The sequence below is a fragment of the Proteus sp. TJ1640 genome, from assembly GCF_003144445.1.
Taxonomy (GTDB): Bacteria; Pseudomonadota; Gammaproteobacteria; order Enterobacterales; family Enterobacteriaceae; genus Proteus; species Proteus penneri.
Genome location: NZ_PENY01000024.1, coordinates 43080 through 57537, shown reverse-complemented (window position 1 = coordinate 57537; position 14458 = coordinate 43080). Strand labels below are relative to the sequence as shown.

Genomic DNA, 14458 nt, shown 5'->3' with positions numbered 1-14458 from the left:
AGTTATATATAAACTTATCTTTTCTCATTTTTTAAGTCTTTTAGTGGAAATCACTAAAAGTGCTGATAAACGGACACTGCATTACATAAATTTAGGCAGGAAAATGAATAGTAAGCTTTCAAAACCACAATCTTCAGAAATTGATAAAGGACATTTTGACGATTTCTATCTAAAACAGAATGATGAAATCGATCTTTTTGAATTATTTTCTGTTATTTATAAATCAAAGTTTGTCATTATTGGTATCACGTTATTATTTGCTATCGTTGGCTTTACTGTTGCAAGCTTTTTACCACAAAAATGGACTAGCCAAGCTGCAATTACCAAGCCAATGCTGGATGAAATGAAGCAATTAAGAGCAACATTGACTGAACTTAGCCTAGTGGATGTTGATACTGGTGTGAATGGTTCATCTGTTTATCAAAAGTTTATTAATAACTATAACTCTCGTGTTTTACGTGAAGAATATTTAGTTAGCACTGACTACTACAAAAGCTTACTGGCAAAAATGGAAGAACCAACGCCATTGGATAAGCGTAGATTAATTGAAAATATCGTAACGAAAGATATTAATTTAAAATCATCGGATAGCAAGAATAGTGATGAAGAGTTTAGTGGGGAAATTAATTTAAGCTTTACCGCCCCAACGCCTGAAGAAGCTTACGATTTGCTTTCTGGTTATATTCGTTTTATTTCTACCAAAGTACGAATGGAAGTAAAAGACGAAATTGATGATCAAATTGAGCGTAAATTAAGTTTTGCGAAAAAAGCTTATGAAATGGATTTAGAGCGTATCGCTAATGCGCGTAATGTAAATGTACAACGCTTAAAATATGCGTTAGAAATTGCAAATGCCGCTGGGGTTAAAAAACCAATTTCCAGTGAAGGTGCACAAATTAAAGATGATCCTGATTATTCTATTGCTATGGGTTCTGATGCATTAAGTAGTAAATTGGCGATCACAGAAGCTATCACTGATCCAACAACAGTAAGCTCTGATCTGAAAAACCGTTTATATAACATGAAGCAGTTAGAAAAAGTGAAATTAGATGAGCTTCAATTTGTACCCTTCAAATATATGTTGAAGCCTTACGAACCGACTAAAAAAGATGCGCCTAAACGCGCTCTGATTTTAGTTGGCGCCGCTTTTGTTGGTTTCATTCTGTCTGTTATGGGTGTTTTACTGAGCTATATGGCAAGAAACCGTCGTAAAACCGCATAAAAATATCTTTAAATAAGTAGGTGTACTGACATACACCTACTGTCTCTCCCATAATATTGTGTTAACATTGCGCATCTTTTTTAGCTGTGTAGCATCGTTCACAATGAAATTCCCTGGCAAACGAAAATCCAAACACTATTTTCCCGTTAGTTTACGAGACCCTCTATTACAACCCATCATCAATATGACGGAGAGTGAATCTTCGCGCGCTTATATTGTCGGCATTGACCAAACACTGGTGGATATCGAAGCGAAAGTTGATGAGGCATTTATTACCCGTTATAACTTGAGTCAGGGACACTCTCTTGTTATTGAAGATGATGTCGCAGAGGCACTTTATCGTGAATTAACAGACAATAATCTGATAACACACGAATTTGCTGGTGGTACGATTGGTAATACGCTACATAACTACTCTGTATTAGCTGATGATCGTTCTGTGTTATTAGGTACTATGTGTAATAACATTCAGATTGGTAGCTATGCTTACCGTTATTTATGTAACACATCTAGCCGTACTGATCTTAATTACCTCCAAGGTGTTGATGGTGCAATTGGTCGCTGTTTTACGCTGATCACGGAAAATGGCGAACGTACATTTGCGATTAGCCCTGGTCAAATGAACCAACTTAAACCAGAAAGTATTCCGGAAGAGGTGATTGCAGAAGCTTCTGCGTTGGTATTAACGGCTTACTTAGTTCGCTGTAAACCGGGTGAACCGATGCCGTTAGCAACCATGAAAGCGATTGAGTATGCGAAAAAATATGATGTACCTGTGGTTCTTACGCTGGGTACAAAATATGTTATTGCAGATGATCCACAATGGTGGCGTGATTTCTTAAAAGAGCACGTTTCTGTTGTCGCAATGAACGAAGATGAAGCTTTTGAATTAACAGGACATGCTGATCCTCTGTTAGCTTCCGATGCTGCTTTAGAATGGGTTGATTTAGTGCTGTGTACTGCAGGGCCTGCTGGGCTTTATATGGGCGGTTATACAGAACACAACTTTAAGCGCCAAACCTCACATCCTTTATTACCCGGTGCTATTGCTGAATTTAATCGTTATGAATTTAGTCGTGCAATGCGTCGTAAAGATTGTGAAGAGCCAGAGAAAGTCTATTCTCATATTGAACCTTATATGGGTGGCCCTGAAAAAATCATGAATACGAATGGTGCGGGTGATGCGGCATTATCAGCATTACTGCATGATATTACAGCGAATAGCTATCATCGCATCAATGTGCCAAATTCAAGTAAGCATCCTCGCACTTATTTAACTTATTCATCGTTAGCACAAGTCTGTAAATATGCTAATCGAGTGAGTTATCAAGTGCTAAGTCAGCATTCTCCGCGCTTAACACGTGGCTTGCCTGAAAAAGAAGACAGCTTAGAAGAAGCTTATTGGGAGCGTTAAATACATCTATCAATACGCTCTAATACATTACTTTATAATTTGTCTTAATAATTCATCTTATTAAGACTATTTCAATACACAAGAGTAATTAATCAATTATATAGGTTAGTTATCTTGTGTATTTTTATATCCCTGACTACAGTTATAAAGACTTAAATAAAGGGGAATATAGATGCACAAGAGTATAAGTTTTTTATTTTTAGCTTTATTTTCTGCTGGAGTATGCGCTGATAATATATATTTAAAGAATGGTGATGAAATATCAGGCACTATTTCTATTATTGACAGTAATAAAATCCTTGTGAAAACAGATTATGCTGGTGAAATAAGGATTAACCTTGATAATGTCAAATCTTTTACGGTAAATACACCATCGTTAATAAAAAATGCAACCTTTTCAAAGTGGACATCAATCAATTCAATTGAGAGTTCATCTGAGGGGGAAATTACATTAATAACTGATAATAATAAAGAAAGAGTGCCAATTAATGACTCTTTAGTCTTAAGTAAAGATAAAGTAGATAATAAATTAAGTGCAGTATCGATAGATAATAAAATAACAGGAAGCTTAAATGCAGGAGCTTCTTATAATAAAGGCTCTTCTACTAATGAAAAATACTCGGTAGATGGGAATCTCAATATTGCTAATGATATATGGCGTCAAAATTTTACTGGTGCGATGTTACGTAATAAAGATGATAGTAATGTAAGTACTTATTACTATAATTTAGGTTATGATCTTGACCGCTTTATAACACCTTCATTTTTCTGGCGTGGTTATGTCAGTTACCAACATGACTGGGTTGAAGATATTAAAGAAAAGGCAGGAGTTGGTACGGGCCCAGGTTGGCAAGTATGGGATGATGAATTAAGCTCATTATCTTTTACTACTTTATTAAGTTATCAAAACTTAAAATACCGTTATGATGGGGATGCTAATTACTTACAAGGTGCTTTAGGTTGGGATTATAACCAACATCTTTTTGCTAAAAAAGTAACTGCTTATACCAAAGGTCGTATTGGTCGTAGTTTTGATAACGATGTTAGCCTTGATTTAAATGCGCGAATTGGTCTTATGTATAATGTCACTGATAGTATTAATCTTAATGCCAATATTGTGAAAGAAAAGACAAAAGGTGATAAAGCGGATTCAAGTAATACCAATTATACCTTTGGTGTCGGTTATCGCTGGTAATAAAGATAAATAGCCGTACTGAAAGAAATGATAAAAGCCACACCTTAATTAAAACTGTCCAATAAGCTGGGGTCAGTTCATTTCAAGGAGTGGCTTTTTTATAACGTCTGAATTCGTCCTAAATAAGGTTGACACTTTTTAGGAATAGCTAGCTATTATTGATGAAAGATACGTTGGATCGTTTGTGGTGATTGATCAAAGGCTCTTAAAAAAGCTTGTCGCATACGTTCTCTATCACCAAAACCTGTCTCTCTCGCGATAATTTCTAATGAATTCATTGTGGTCTCTATTCTCATTCTCGCTTCTTCAACGCGTAATTGCTCAATGGCTTTTGCGGGGGATTGTCCTGTTTCACTTCTAAATATACGGCTAAATTGCCTTGGGCTGAGATTAGCAATTTGAGCAAGGGTTTCAACAGAGAGATCGCCGTTGATATTCTCTTTTGCGTAAGTGAGTGTTTTTTGTATCCGATCGGTTTTTGCATCAAGATCAAGTAGTGCTGAAAATTGGGATTGTGCACTTCCTCGGCGATGATATAACACTAATTTTCTCGCAATATTTCGAGCTAAATCCTGTCCAAAGTCGTTTTCAACCATTGCTAAGGCGAGATCAATACCTGCAGACATACCCGCAGATGTCCAGATGTTGTCATCAATAATAAAAATTTTATCTTCTTCTAAAATTACATCAGGAAAATCTTGCCTAAATTTTTTTGCATGTAACCAGTGGGTAGTTACTCGCTTATTTTTCAGTAAACCTGCTTTTGCTAATAAAAAAGCACCAGAGCAAACAGAAGCCATTCGGCGTGTATTCACACTAATATCTTTTAGTATTGATATTAACGTATCAGAGCCAAAGCCTGCGCGGTAATCTCCTGAGATTATCAGTGTGTCATAGTCAGATGTAGGAAGTAAGGGGGCACTATCAACGGTAATGCCGTAGGATGCGTGGATCAACCCGCCTTGATCTGAATAGATTTGGAAATCATATAATTTTTGTTGCGAGAGTAGATTTGCATATTCAAAAACACTCGCCACTGAAAGGCTAAAGGATTGGAAATGGGGATAAACAATTAATCCTATTTTTAACATGTGTCACCTCAAGGCGCTCGTTTGTTAATTTCTTCTTTTCATCTTATCACGATGTCCTAAATCATTGCATATATGTCATTGAGGTCATTTAAGGGTGGGGCTAATATTCAAACATACTTTTTAAAGGAGTGGTTACAGATGAAAAATAGTCTTTTATTTGAGCCCGTAAAATTGGGGCGTCACCAATTAAGAAATAGAATAGTTTTACCGCCATTAACACGCTCAAGAAGCTCTCAGCCTGGCAATATTCCTAATGAACTGATGGCTACTTATTATGCTCAACGAGCAGGTGCGGGGCTGATGGTCACAGAAGGAACACAAATTGAGCCAAGAGGTCAAGGATATGCTTGGACTCCAGGTATTTATAGTCCAGAGCAAATTGAAGGCTGGAAAAAAATAACGCAAGCAGTACATGATAAAGGCAGTGTCATTTTTGCTCAGCTTTGGCATGTAGGACGTGTATCACACACTTCGTTACAACCTCATGGTGATGCGCCTATCAGTGCTTCTGATATACCGGCTACGGGTGTTAAGGTCTTTATCGAAACAGCGCCACACCAAGGTGCTTTGGTTGATCCTTCAATCCCAAGAGCGCTAACGACAGACGAAGTAAAACAAGTGGTTCAGCTTTATGCTCAAGCTGCGCGTAATGCAATGGATGCGGGTTTTGATGGCGTTGAAATCCACAGTGCTAATGGTTATTTAGTGAACCAATTTATTTCATCACAAAGTAATAATCGTGATGATGAATATGGTGGAACACTCAAAAATCGTCTGCGTTTTTTAAAAGAAATTGTTGAAACCGTATCGAAAGAGATTGGCTCAGAAAATTTAGGTGTTCGTTTTTCTCCTCTGTTTTCAAGTACAAAAGAGGAGCGGGTTTATCTGGGAATTGTTGAGGATGATCCTCGTGAAACGTACATCGAAGCGGTAAAAATTTTAGAAGATAGTCATGTTGCTTATCTGTCAATCGCAGAAGCTGATTGGGATAATGCGCCTGAAATGCCGATAGATTTTCGTAAAGATATCCGTCAAATTTTTAGTGGTGCTATTTTTTATGCTGGGCGCTATACAGCAGAACGTGCAATAAAACTTATTAAAGAGGGTTTGGCTGATATGATTGCATTTGGCCGTCCTTTTATTGCTAATCCTGATTTACCCGAACGTATTGCGCATAATTGGCAATTAAATAATGTTGATCATACTTCTCTTTATGGGGGTGATGCTAAAGGATATACAGATTATCCAGCCTATAAAGAATAAGTATTATTAATGTGCTTTATTCTTTTATTCCCGTTATTAAAAATAACCCCTCAAGTAATAAATGACTTAAGGGGTTATTAGCAAGTAAACTTAGTGAACTTTAAGCCACCATGCTGAGTTATTGCGCTGCACTAGGTGCAATGATTTGTTGACCATTTTCAGGTGTATCATCAATAGCACAACCAAATTCGACTTCTTTAATTAGCATATCCGCCATGGCAGATGCCGTTTGATCTTCATCGATAACGACGTGATCTGCACCTTTCTCAAGGATAAAAGAAGCTTCTTCATCATAGTTAGCACGCACGATAATATCGTCAAAATGAGCACGAACAATGATATTTAAATCAGGGTTCATACTTCTTGCTGTTTCGGCGATATCAGCTGCTTCATAACCATTAGGTATCGTCAGTAATAAAGATTTAGCACAATCAATACGGGCTAAAGCAAGTGACTCTTTGGTTGATGCATTACCCAGCACTGTGTTTAAACCTTTTTCTTTTAATTCAGCGAATTTGTTTCGGCTATTTTCGATAATAACTAATGGAATAGATTGAGCTAATAATTTTTCAGCAAGCATACTTCCTGCACGTCCATAGCCGACGATAATAGCGTGGCCACAAATATCAACAGGGACGGGCATCTCTTCTTCCAGCTCTTCTTGTTGTAGCTGTTCCATTTCTTCTTTGGTTTCTGTTTTTGCCAGATAGCGGTCTAATAAAGAGAACAGCACTGGGTTTAGCATAATAGAGACTAAAGCACCCGCTAACACCAGATTACGAGCATCTGGTTCCAAAACGTTTAGTGCCACACCGAGACCTGCAAGAATAAAGGCAAACTCACCAATTTGCGCAAGGCTGACTGAAATGGTTAAGGCGGTGCGTCGGGAATGTCCAAACATTCGTACAAGGAGTAATGCAGCTACTGATTTACCAATAATAATGATAGCTAGCGTTGCTAAGATGCCAAGAGGGTGTTCAATTAATACCATTGGGTCAAACAACATACCGACAGAGACAAAGAACAGAACTGCGAAAGCATCTCTCAGTGGTAAAGTATCTTGAGCCGCTCTGTGGCTTAATTCAGACTCGTTAAGTACCATGCCGGCAAAGAATGCCCCTAATGCGAAGGAAGCATCAAATAAAGTTACAGCACCATAAGCGATACCTAAAGCAAGGGCGAGTACACTCAATGTAAATAACTCACGAGAGCCTGTTGCTGCGGTTTTGGCTAAAATCCAAGGAATAAGTTTACGACCAACAATCATCATGATTAAGATAAAGGCAACGACTTTACCGATAGTGATGCCTAAATTGATCATCAGTTGAGAAACATTGGTTTGATCACTACTTTCCAGCATATTGGCAATAGCAGGGAGTAGTACAAGAGCTAACACCATAGCTAAGTCTTCAACAATCAACCAACCAATAGCAATTTGACCTCGTTGGCTATCAATCAGGCCTCTTTCTTCAAGTGCGCGTAAAAGTACAACGGTACTTGCTGTTGATAGACATAAACCGAATACAATGCCACTAAATAAACCCCAGCCAAAAAATGCTGATAATCCCAATCCTAATAGTGTTGCTACTGCAATTTGAGCAATAGCACCCGGAATAGCGATGGCTTTTACTGCCATTAGATCTTTTAATGAAAAGTGTAAACCTACGCCAAACATTAGCAGAATAACGCCAATTTCAGCGAGTTCAGGAGCGAGAGAGGTATCAGCAACAAAGCCGGGAGTAAATGGGCCAGCGAGTACGCCTGCAGCAAGATATCCTACTAAAGGTGAAATTTTTAGCCGTTGAGCGATCATGCCTAAAATATAAGCAAGTGCTAATCCACCAACAATGGTGGTAATGAGAGGTGTTGAATGCGGCATCAATTCTCCTTCTTTTTATAAAACTACATGTATCGAGGGGCGAGTAATATAGCAGGCTGATAGTTTAACGTATTCATGCAATAAATTCGCTAAAAATTATCGATTATTTATAAAAATAGCAAGTTTATTGAGTTTTTTAATGCAAATGCACTTTTCTATGTTATTTTAATTAGTCTTACCTTTTGAAGTAAGAAATACTCTGTTTTCAGTTCATTTTGGTAACAGAGGTGATAACAAGTTATTCAGCTTTATCGACCCAATATTAGTAAGAAGAGTGATAAAAACACCTAATAGTGGGAGATAGGCTAAGATATGATAGACATATTCAATACTATTCTGATCCATAATATATCCTAAGGCCTTAGCACTAATTTCATTCATCCTAAAAGCAACTCCGAAGAAACGCTCTGGGATCATACTCTTCTCACCTAAAACTAACTATTGAGCATAAATTAAGATAGCAGAAAATGCTGAAGCAAAAATCACACCAATGAGTCTTACATGTAAATATTGCTTTCCTATTTAGTGCATAGGGTTGTTTTTTCTGAGTGTCTTGCTGAATTTTATACCGACGGCTAATTTGTAATAGCACTACAATTGCCAGCAACTTAGTAAGAGAGAATCAACGGGTATTTACTTTCTTTTTTTATATTACATTTTGGTAAATTATTTCTATTTTTATTAGTCTACTTTACATCTATTTGGAGTTGAGAGCTTTTGTGAGAAATAGAGTTTGATTCATGTCTCAAAAAAACTATCGGATCAATGAAATAATAAAAAAATTATATAACCTACATCATAAAATACAGCAAAAGTATTTAACTTCTGTCTTCTTTTTCTACTGTAGATACATGGCAGAACTTTCTCAATAAATAATATACATGGGGATATACCATGAGCTTATCTTTTAAATTATCAGCATGCGCTTTGACCGTTTCTTTAGCTATGGCGCCAGCGTTGTCTCAGGCATGGGAAAAGGATAAAACCTACGAAATTACCATTTTGCATACCAATGATCACCATGGCCATTTTTGGCATAACGATCGTGGAGAATATGGTTTAGCTGCACAAAAAACGGTTGTTGATAACATTCGTGATGAAGTTGCTAAAAAAGGCGGTAGCGTACTGTTGTTATCGGGTGGTGATATCAATACGGGTGTTCCAGAATCTGATTTACAAGATGCCGAGCCTGATTTTAAAGGGATGAATCTTGTGGGCTATGATGCAATGGCTCTGGGTAATCATGAATTCGATAATCCATTAGATGTTTTGCGCCAACAAGAAAAATGGGCAACATTCCCATTTTTATCTGCGAATATTTATCAAAAAAGTACGGGTGAACGTTTATTCAAACCTTACACTATTTTTGATAAGCAAGGTGTAAAAATTGCCGTATTAGGCTTAACGACTGATGATACTGTGCGTATTGGTAACCCAGCAAATTTCCCTGATACAGAATTCCGCAAACCTTCTGATGAGGCTAAAAAAGTTGTAGAAGAACTGCGTACAACAGAAAAGCCAGACATTATTATCGCTGCAACCCATATGGGTCACTATGATGATGGTAATCACGGTTCTAACGCACCGGGTGATGTGGAAATGGCGCGTGCCTTACCAAAAGGCTACCTTGATATGATTGTGGGCGGTCACTCACAAGATCCTGTTTGTATGTCTCAAGAGAACAAAAACTACAAACAAGCTGATTATGTACCAGGAACGCCTTGTGCGCCTGATAATCAAAATGGTACATGGATTGTTCAGGCTCATGAATGGGGTAAATATGTTGGTCGTGCAGATTTCGAATTCCGTAATGGTGAATTTACGTTAAAGCATTACCAATTAATTCCAATCAACTTAAATCAGAAAGTGAAGAAAGACGACGGTACAACCGAGCTTGTTTACTATACAGAAGAAATTCCTCATAACCCTGAAATGATGAAATTGCTGACACCTTACCAAGAAAAAGGAGGTGAGCAACTGAATATTAAAGTGGGTGAAGTTGTTGGTAAATTAGAAGGTGATCGTAGTAAAGTTCGCTTTGTTCAGACCAATATGGCGCGTCTATTATTATCAGCTCAAGCTGAACGTGCGAACGCAGACTTTGCTATTATGAGTGGCGGTGGTGTACGTGATTCAATTGAATCTGGTGATATCACTTATAAAGACGTGTTAAAAGTCCAACCTTTTGCTAACGAACTGGTTTATGTTGATTTTAAAGGTGAAGAAGTCGAGCCTTATTTGTCAGCTGTTGCATGTATGAAAGTAGACTCTGGTGCTTATGCTCAATTCTACAATGTTAGCTTAACAGTAGATGCAGACTGTAAAGTTAGCGATGTTAAAATTGCAGGCAAACCATTGGATAAAACAAAATCTTACCGTATGGCAACACTAAACTTTAACGGTATTGGTGGTGATGGTTATCCTAAGATTGATACTCATCCTGGCTATGTTAATACAGGGTTTGTTGATGCTGAAGTCTTGAAAGGTTATATCGAAGCGCACTCTCCATTGAAAGCCGCAGATTTCGAACCTAAAGGCGAAATTGTTTACAAAAAATAAATTTTATCAATAACGTTTATATAGACAAAAGGCGACATTAAAGGTCGCCTTTTATTTTGGTTTTAAATCACGTTAATTTCTTATTTTGAGGATGAGCCTTAAAATAAAAAATCATTAATGATTATGACGCTTTACGAATAAGTGCAAATTGAGCACCTAATACAGAGCCTAAATCTTCTGCTGATAATTCAATATCTAAGCCTCGTTTACCACCAGAAACAAAGATAGTGTCAAATTCAAGTGCTTGTTCATCAATCACTGTTGGTAGGCGTTTTTTCTGACCTAATGGGCTTATTCCACCCACTAGATAACCCGTGACCTTTTGTGCAATTTGAGGATCTGCCATATCAGCTTTTTTGGCTTTAAAGCACTTAGCAACCAGTTTTAAATCTAACTGACCAGAAACGGGTGTTACTGCAACAGCAAGATTTTTAGCATCACCATTTAAAGCAACCAACAGTGTTTTAAATACTTGGCGATTATCTAAACCTAATTTTTCAACGGCTTCATCACCAAAATTATGCACATTCGCATCATGTTCATAAGGATGAAGAGTAAATTTAATTTTTTGTTTTTCCAGTAAATTGACAGCGGGAGTCATAGTTATTCCTAATCACAATATTTTTATGATTGATATGTTAGTAAATCAATCAGATTCTCTTCACCAAATAAATGAAGAGCACCTACAGTTACCACATAACGTCCAGCCGGTAATTTTGATAATATGCTTACCCATTTTTGGTTACGGCTTTCCATTAAGATATCAAATACAGCTTTACTAAAGGTATTCGGTAAAGGCGGTTGTTTCTCTTGACCGTTATAATTTAACCACCAATTGATCATGATTTGCAATGTACGTGCATTATCGTGCCAATTTTTTAGTGTATCTTCGAGTAATTGCTGACCATCATCAGGGAAACTCAATAATAATGCGACCTGATCTTCAATACCTTCAAGTTCTATAATGTTTTTTTTGTGTTCATTAGCATATTGAATGACCTGGTAATCAATACCGTATTGCGGTTGCAATCCAAGTTGCATTGCTTGGGTAGATTGTAAAATCAATGCAATTTGCCAAAGTGGTTTGTTCTCAAGTTGATAAAGTGAGAGGGCGAGATCTTCACAGTGACATGTGACTTGAGAAAAAAGAGAGTTATTTAAGCGTGTTTCTAGCGACTTTCTAAAAAGAGATGCTTGATCAAAAGGTTGTACGTCTGTGGAAATATCGGCTTCAACAATAATAGCATTTGCATTTTTTATTTCGTTGAGTAGCACATTAGAAAGTGGTGACATTGTGGGCACGCCCATATGGATACTGCCCACAAGGTGTAAAGAGACATTATTGGGTAGTGTAATATCAACAGCAGGGTAAGGATAATGAGAAGCTTGTTTTATATTGGCCCACTCTTTAAGTTTCTGAAAAATACCCGCCATTTGATATGCTCCTCTACGTGTCGATCACTAAGCTCAGCATAACGGATTTTTAATGTAATGAAACAGTGAAAACTAAGTATTTACTTAGCTTTCACTTTGTTTACTTTATTGCGTTAATATTACCAGTTGATGCCAATCCCCCCAGCTGAAACAAAATTATTTGAGTCATTCCACGCAGTAGAGGCTCTTACTTTAATATTTTCATTGATACGATATTGCATCCCCCAAGCAAGGGCGGTGGCATTACGATAATTACCAATACCAATAGCTGTGCTGAATGTTGCTGTATCAGTAAAAGGTAAATTACTCATTGCTGCAACAGATGCAATACCTTGATTGGCACGTTTTTCAACTTTATAAAAGCGATTTTGAGTATCTGATTTAAAATGTTCAAAATCATTTTTTAGCGTTTTAAATTCGCGTCTTGTGAGGGATTTTTCCATATAAAGAGAAGCAAAATGGTTTTTTAATGTAAGATTGGTTCCATTAATATTTAGATTGTCGATATAGTTATCTTTAATATTATTAATATTATCTTTATTGGTATCAATGTCTTTTCTATTAATATCAATATTTTTTATATTGGCATTAATCTTATCTTTATTGATATCAATGTTTTTTCTATTAGTATCAATGTTTTTTATATTGGTATCAATGTTTTTTCTATTAGTATCAATGTTTTTTATATTGGTATCAATGTTTTTTCTATTAGTATCAATGTTTTTTATATTGGTATCAATGTTTTTTCTATTAGTATCAATGTTTTTTATATTGGTATCAATGTTTTTTCTATTAGTATCAATGTTTTTTATATTGGTATCAATGTTTTTTCTATTAGTATCAATGTTTTTTATATTGGTATCAATGTTTTTTCTATTAGTATCAATGTTTTTTATATTGGTATCAATGTTTTTTCTATTAGTATCAATGTTTTTTATATTGGTATCAATGTTTTTTCTATTAGTATCAATGTTTTTTATATTGGTATCAATGTTTTTTCTATTAGTATCAATGTTTTTTATATTGGTATCAATGTTTTTTCTATTAGTATCAATGTTTTTTATATTGGTATCAATGTTTTTTCTATTAGTATCAATGTTTTTTATATTGGTATCAATGTTTTTTCTATTAGTATCAATGTTTTTTATATTGGTATCAATGTTTTTTCTATTAGTATCAATGTTTTTTATATTGGTATCAATGTTTTTTCTATTAGTATCAATGTTTTTTATATTGGTATCAATGTTTTTTCTATTAGTATCAATGTTTTTTATATTGGTATCAATGTTTTTTCTATTAGTATCAATGTTTTTTATATTGGTATCAATGTTTTTTCTATTAGTATCAATGTTTTTTATATTGGTATCAATGTTTTTTCTATTAGTATCAATGTTTTTTATATTGGTATCAATGTTTTTTCTATTAGTATCAATGTTTTTTATATTGGTATCAATGTTTTTTCTATTAGTATCAATGTTTTTTATATTGGTATCAATGTTTTTTCTATTAGTATCAATGTTTTTTCTATTAGTATCGATGTTTTTTATATTAGTATCGATGTTTTTTATATTGGTATCGATGTTTTTTATATTGGTATCAATGTTTTTTCTATTAGTATCAATGCTTTTTTCATTAGCATCAATATTTCCTTTATTGTCTAATATTTTTTTTAAATCCTTTTGTCGAATGGATCGGTTTTCTGAATTCATCGCTGAATTCGTCTTAATTCTATTATTAAAACCACCCAGTTCAACATTGTTCTTTTTGATTAACCTAATGATCTTTTCATTGAATTCATCTTCAATTGAAAATAAATCTCCATGGCGTATTTGATTGTTTTTCACTACATTAACTAGACCATTGTAGTGTTCAAATGTTGTGGTAGGTACATCGATTTGTTTAATCTTTATACTCTCATATGTATTTTCGTTTAAAAATTGAATAACGGCTTTTCTATTAAATGAAATAGCGTCTTGTTTGATTTGATCACTTTCTAGTTCAGAAAAAAAATTAGCAATTCTTTTTCTTATCTCTCTATCTTCCGGTGAAATACTTACTCCATTTTTTAGTGCAATGTTTTCTTTTGTAATACGTTCTCCGGACATTGTTTCTATATACCCCACGTATCCATTGAGCTTTTCTATTATCTCATCAGTTAATAATATTTCATTTTTTCCTAACTTAACATAATAATTACTTATTATTTTATCAAAAGATGAAGGAGATGTGATTATCGTATCTTGTTCAATAGCGCTAAATGGAGTTTCATCTGGTGTTTCAATTGATATTGTATAAGGAACTTCAATTGGTGTTGTATAAGGAGTTCCATCTGAAAATACATGAGGTGAGTAAATTAATGGTAATATTATAATAATTTTATTTATATTCATTCTTAAATCCT

Annotated in this window: 10 protein-coding genes; 5 read left to right on the top strand and 5 right to left on the bottom strand. The window is 35.3% G+C overall.

The window, feature by feature from the left end:
• Nucleotides 1–103 precede the first annotated feature (103 nt).
• From wzz(fepE) to DK861_RS11470, 3 genes are all read left to right on the top strand, one after another.
• Nucleotides 104–1222, top strand: a complete 1119-nt coding sequence (gene wzz(fepE), locus DK861_RS11480) for an LPS O-antigen length regulator Wzz(fepE) (protein ID WP_109400183.1) — start codon at nt 104–106, stop codon at nt 1220–1222.
• 103 nt (nt 1223–1325) lie between these two features.
• Complete coding sequence (locus DK861_RS11475; protein WP_109400182.1) at nt 1326–2636, top strand: inosine/guanosine kinase; 1311 nt, start codon at nt 1326–1328, stop codon at nt 2634–2636.
• A 172-nt stretch (nt 2637–2808) separates the two neighbouring features.
• Nucleotides 2809–3831 (top strand): DUF481 domain-containing protein, encoded by a 1023-nt coding sequence (locus DK861_RS11470; protein ID WP_109400181.1) that lies wholly within the window; start codon nt 2809–2811, stop codon nt 3829–3831.
• 155 nt (nt 3832–3986) lie between these two features.
• Here the strand turns inward: DK861_RS11470 and DK861_RS11465 are convergent, their stop codons facing one another.
• The gene (locus DK861_RS11465) at nt 3987–4922 is read right to left on the bottom strand and encodes a GlxA family transcriptional regulator (protein WP_109400180.1); all 936 of its coding nucleotides are present in this window, start codon (nt 4920–4922) and stop codon (nt 3987–3989) included.
• A 138-nt stretch (nt 4923–5060) separates the two neighbouring features.
• On the opposite strand from DK861_RS11465, the gene DK861_RS11460 reads away from it, so the two are divergent.
• Nucleotides 5061–6185 (top strand): alkene reductase, encoded by a 1125-nt coding sequence (locus tag DK861_RS11460; RefSeq protein ID WP_109400179.1) that lies wholly within the window; start codon nt 5061–5063, stop codon nt 6183–6185.
• A 118-nt stretch (nt 6186–6303) separates the two neighbouring features.
• On the opposite strand, the gene ybaL is transcribed toward DK861_RS11460, so the two are convergent.
• Nucleotides 6304–8064: a YbaL family putative K(+) efflux transporter gene (ybaL, locus tag DK861_RS11455; protein ID WP_109400178.1), complete on the bottom strand. Its 1761-nt coding sequence runs from the start codon at nt 8062–8064 to the stop codon at nt 6304–6306.
• An 894-nt stretch (nt 8065–8958) separates the two neighbouring features.
• On the opposite strand from ybaL, the gene ushA reads away from it, so the two are divergent.
• Nucleotides 8959–10623 carry a bifunctional UDP-sugar hydrolase/5'-nucleotidase UshA gene (ushA, locus tag DK861_RS11445; RefSeq protein ID WP_072065105.1) on the top strand — a complete coding sequence of 555 codons (1665 nt, stop codon included), beginning with the start codon at nt 8959–8961 and terminating at the stop codon, nt 10621–10623.
• Between the two features lie 121 nt (nt 10624–10744).
• Here ushA and ybaK read toward each other — a convergent pair whose 3' ends face one another.
• The 3 genes from ybaK to DK861_RS18175 all read right to left on the bottom strand — a co-directional run bounded on the left by ybaK (nt 10745) and on the right by DK861_RS18175 (nt 14447).
• A complete protein-coding gene (ybaK, locus tag DK861_RS11440; RefSeq protein WP_109400176.1) occupies nt 10745–11224 on the bottom strand; it encodes a Cys-tRNA(Pro)/Cys-tRNA(Cys) deacylase YbaK in 480 nt (159 codons plus the stop codon).
• 23 nt (nt 11225–11247) lie between these two features.
• The gene (locus DK861_RS11435) at nt 11248–12057 is read right to left on the bottom strand and encodes a TraB/GumN family protein (protein ID WP_109400175.1); all 810 of its coding nucleotides are present in this window, start codon (nt 12055–12057) and stop codon (nt 11248–11250) included.
• A gap of 119 nt (nt 12058–12176) precedes the next feature.
• On the bottom strand, nt 12177–14447 hold the full coding sequence (locus DK861_RS18175) for a YadA-like family protein (protein WP_162556775.1): 2271 nt from the start codon (nt 14445–14447) through the stop codon (nt 12177–12179).
• Nucleotides 14448–14458: the final 11 nt, after the last annotated feature.

What these genes read in the sequence shown, in the direction of transcription:
- DK861_RS11475 (WP_109400182.1), top strand. Translation starts at nt 1,326, where the DNA reads ATGAAATTCCCTGGCAAACGAAAATCCAAACACTATTTTCCCGTTAGT.
- DK861_RS11470 (WP_109400181.1), top strand. Translation starts at nt 2,809, where the DNA reads ATGCACAAGAGTATAAGTTTTTTATTTTTAGCTTTATTTTCTGCTGGA.
- DK861_RS11465 (WP_109400180.1), bottom strand. Translation starts at nt 4,922, where the DNA reads ATGTTAAAAATAGGATTAATTGTTTATCCCCATTTCCAATCCTTTAGC.
- DK861_RS11460 (WP_109400179.1), top strand. Translation starts at nt 5,061, where the DNA reads ATGAAAAATAGTCTTTTATTTGAGCCCGTAAAATTGGGGCGTCACCAA.
- ybaL (WP_109400178.1), bottom strand. Translation starts at nt 8,064, where the DNA reads ATGCCGCATTCAACACCTCTCATTACCACCATTGTTGGTGGATTAGCA.
- ushA (WP_072065105.1), top strand. Translation starts at nt 8,959, where the DNA reads ATGAGCTTATCTTTTAAATTATCAGCATGCGCTTTGACCGTTTCTTTA.
- ybaK (WP_109400176.1), bottom strand. Translation starts at nt 11,224, where the DNA reads ATGACTCCCGCTGTCAATTTACTGGAAAAACAAAAAATTAAATTTACT.
- DK861_RS11435 (WP_109400175.1), bottom strand. Translation starts at nt 12,057, where the DNA reads ATGGCGGGTATTTTTCAGAAACTTAAAGAGTGGGCCAATATAAAACAA.
- DK861_RS18175 (WP_162556775.1), bottom strand. Translation starts at nt 14,447, where the DNA reads ATGAATATAAATAAAATTATTATAATATTACCATTAATTTACTCACCT.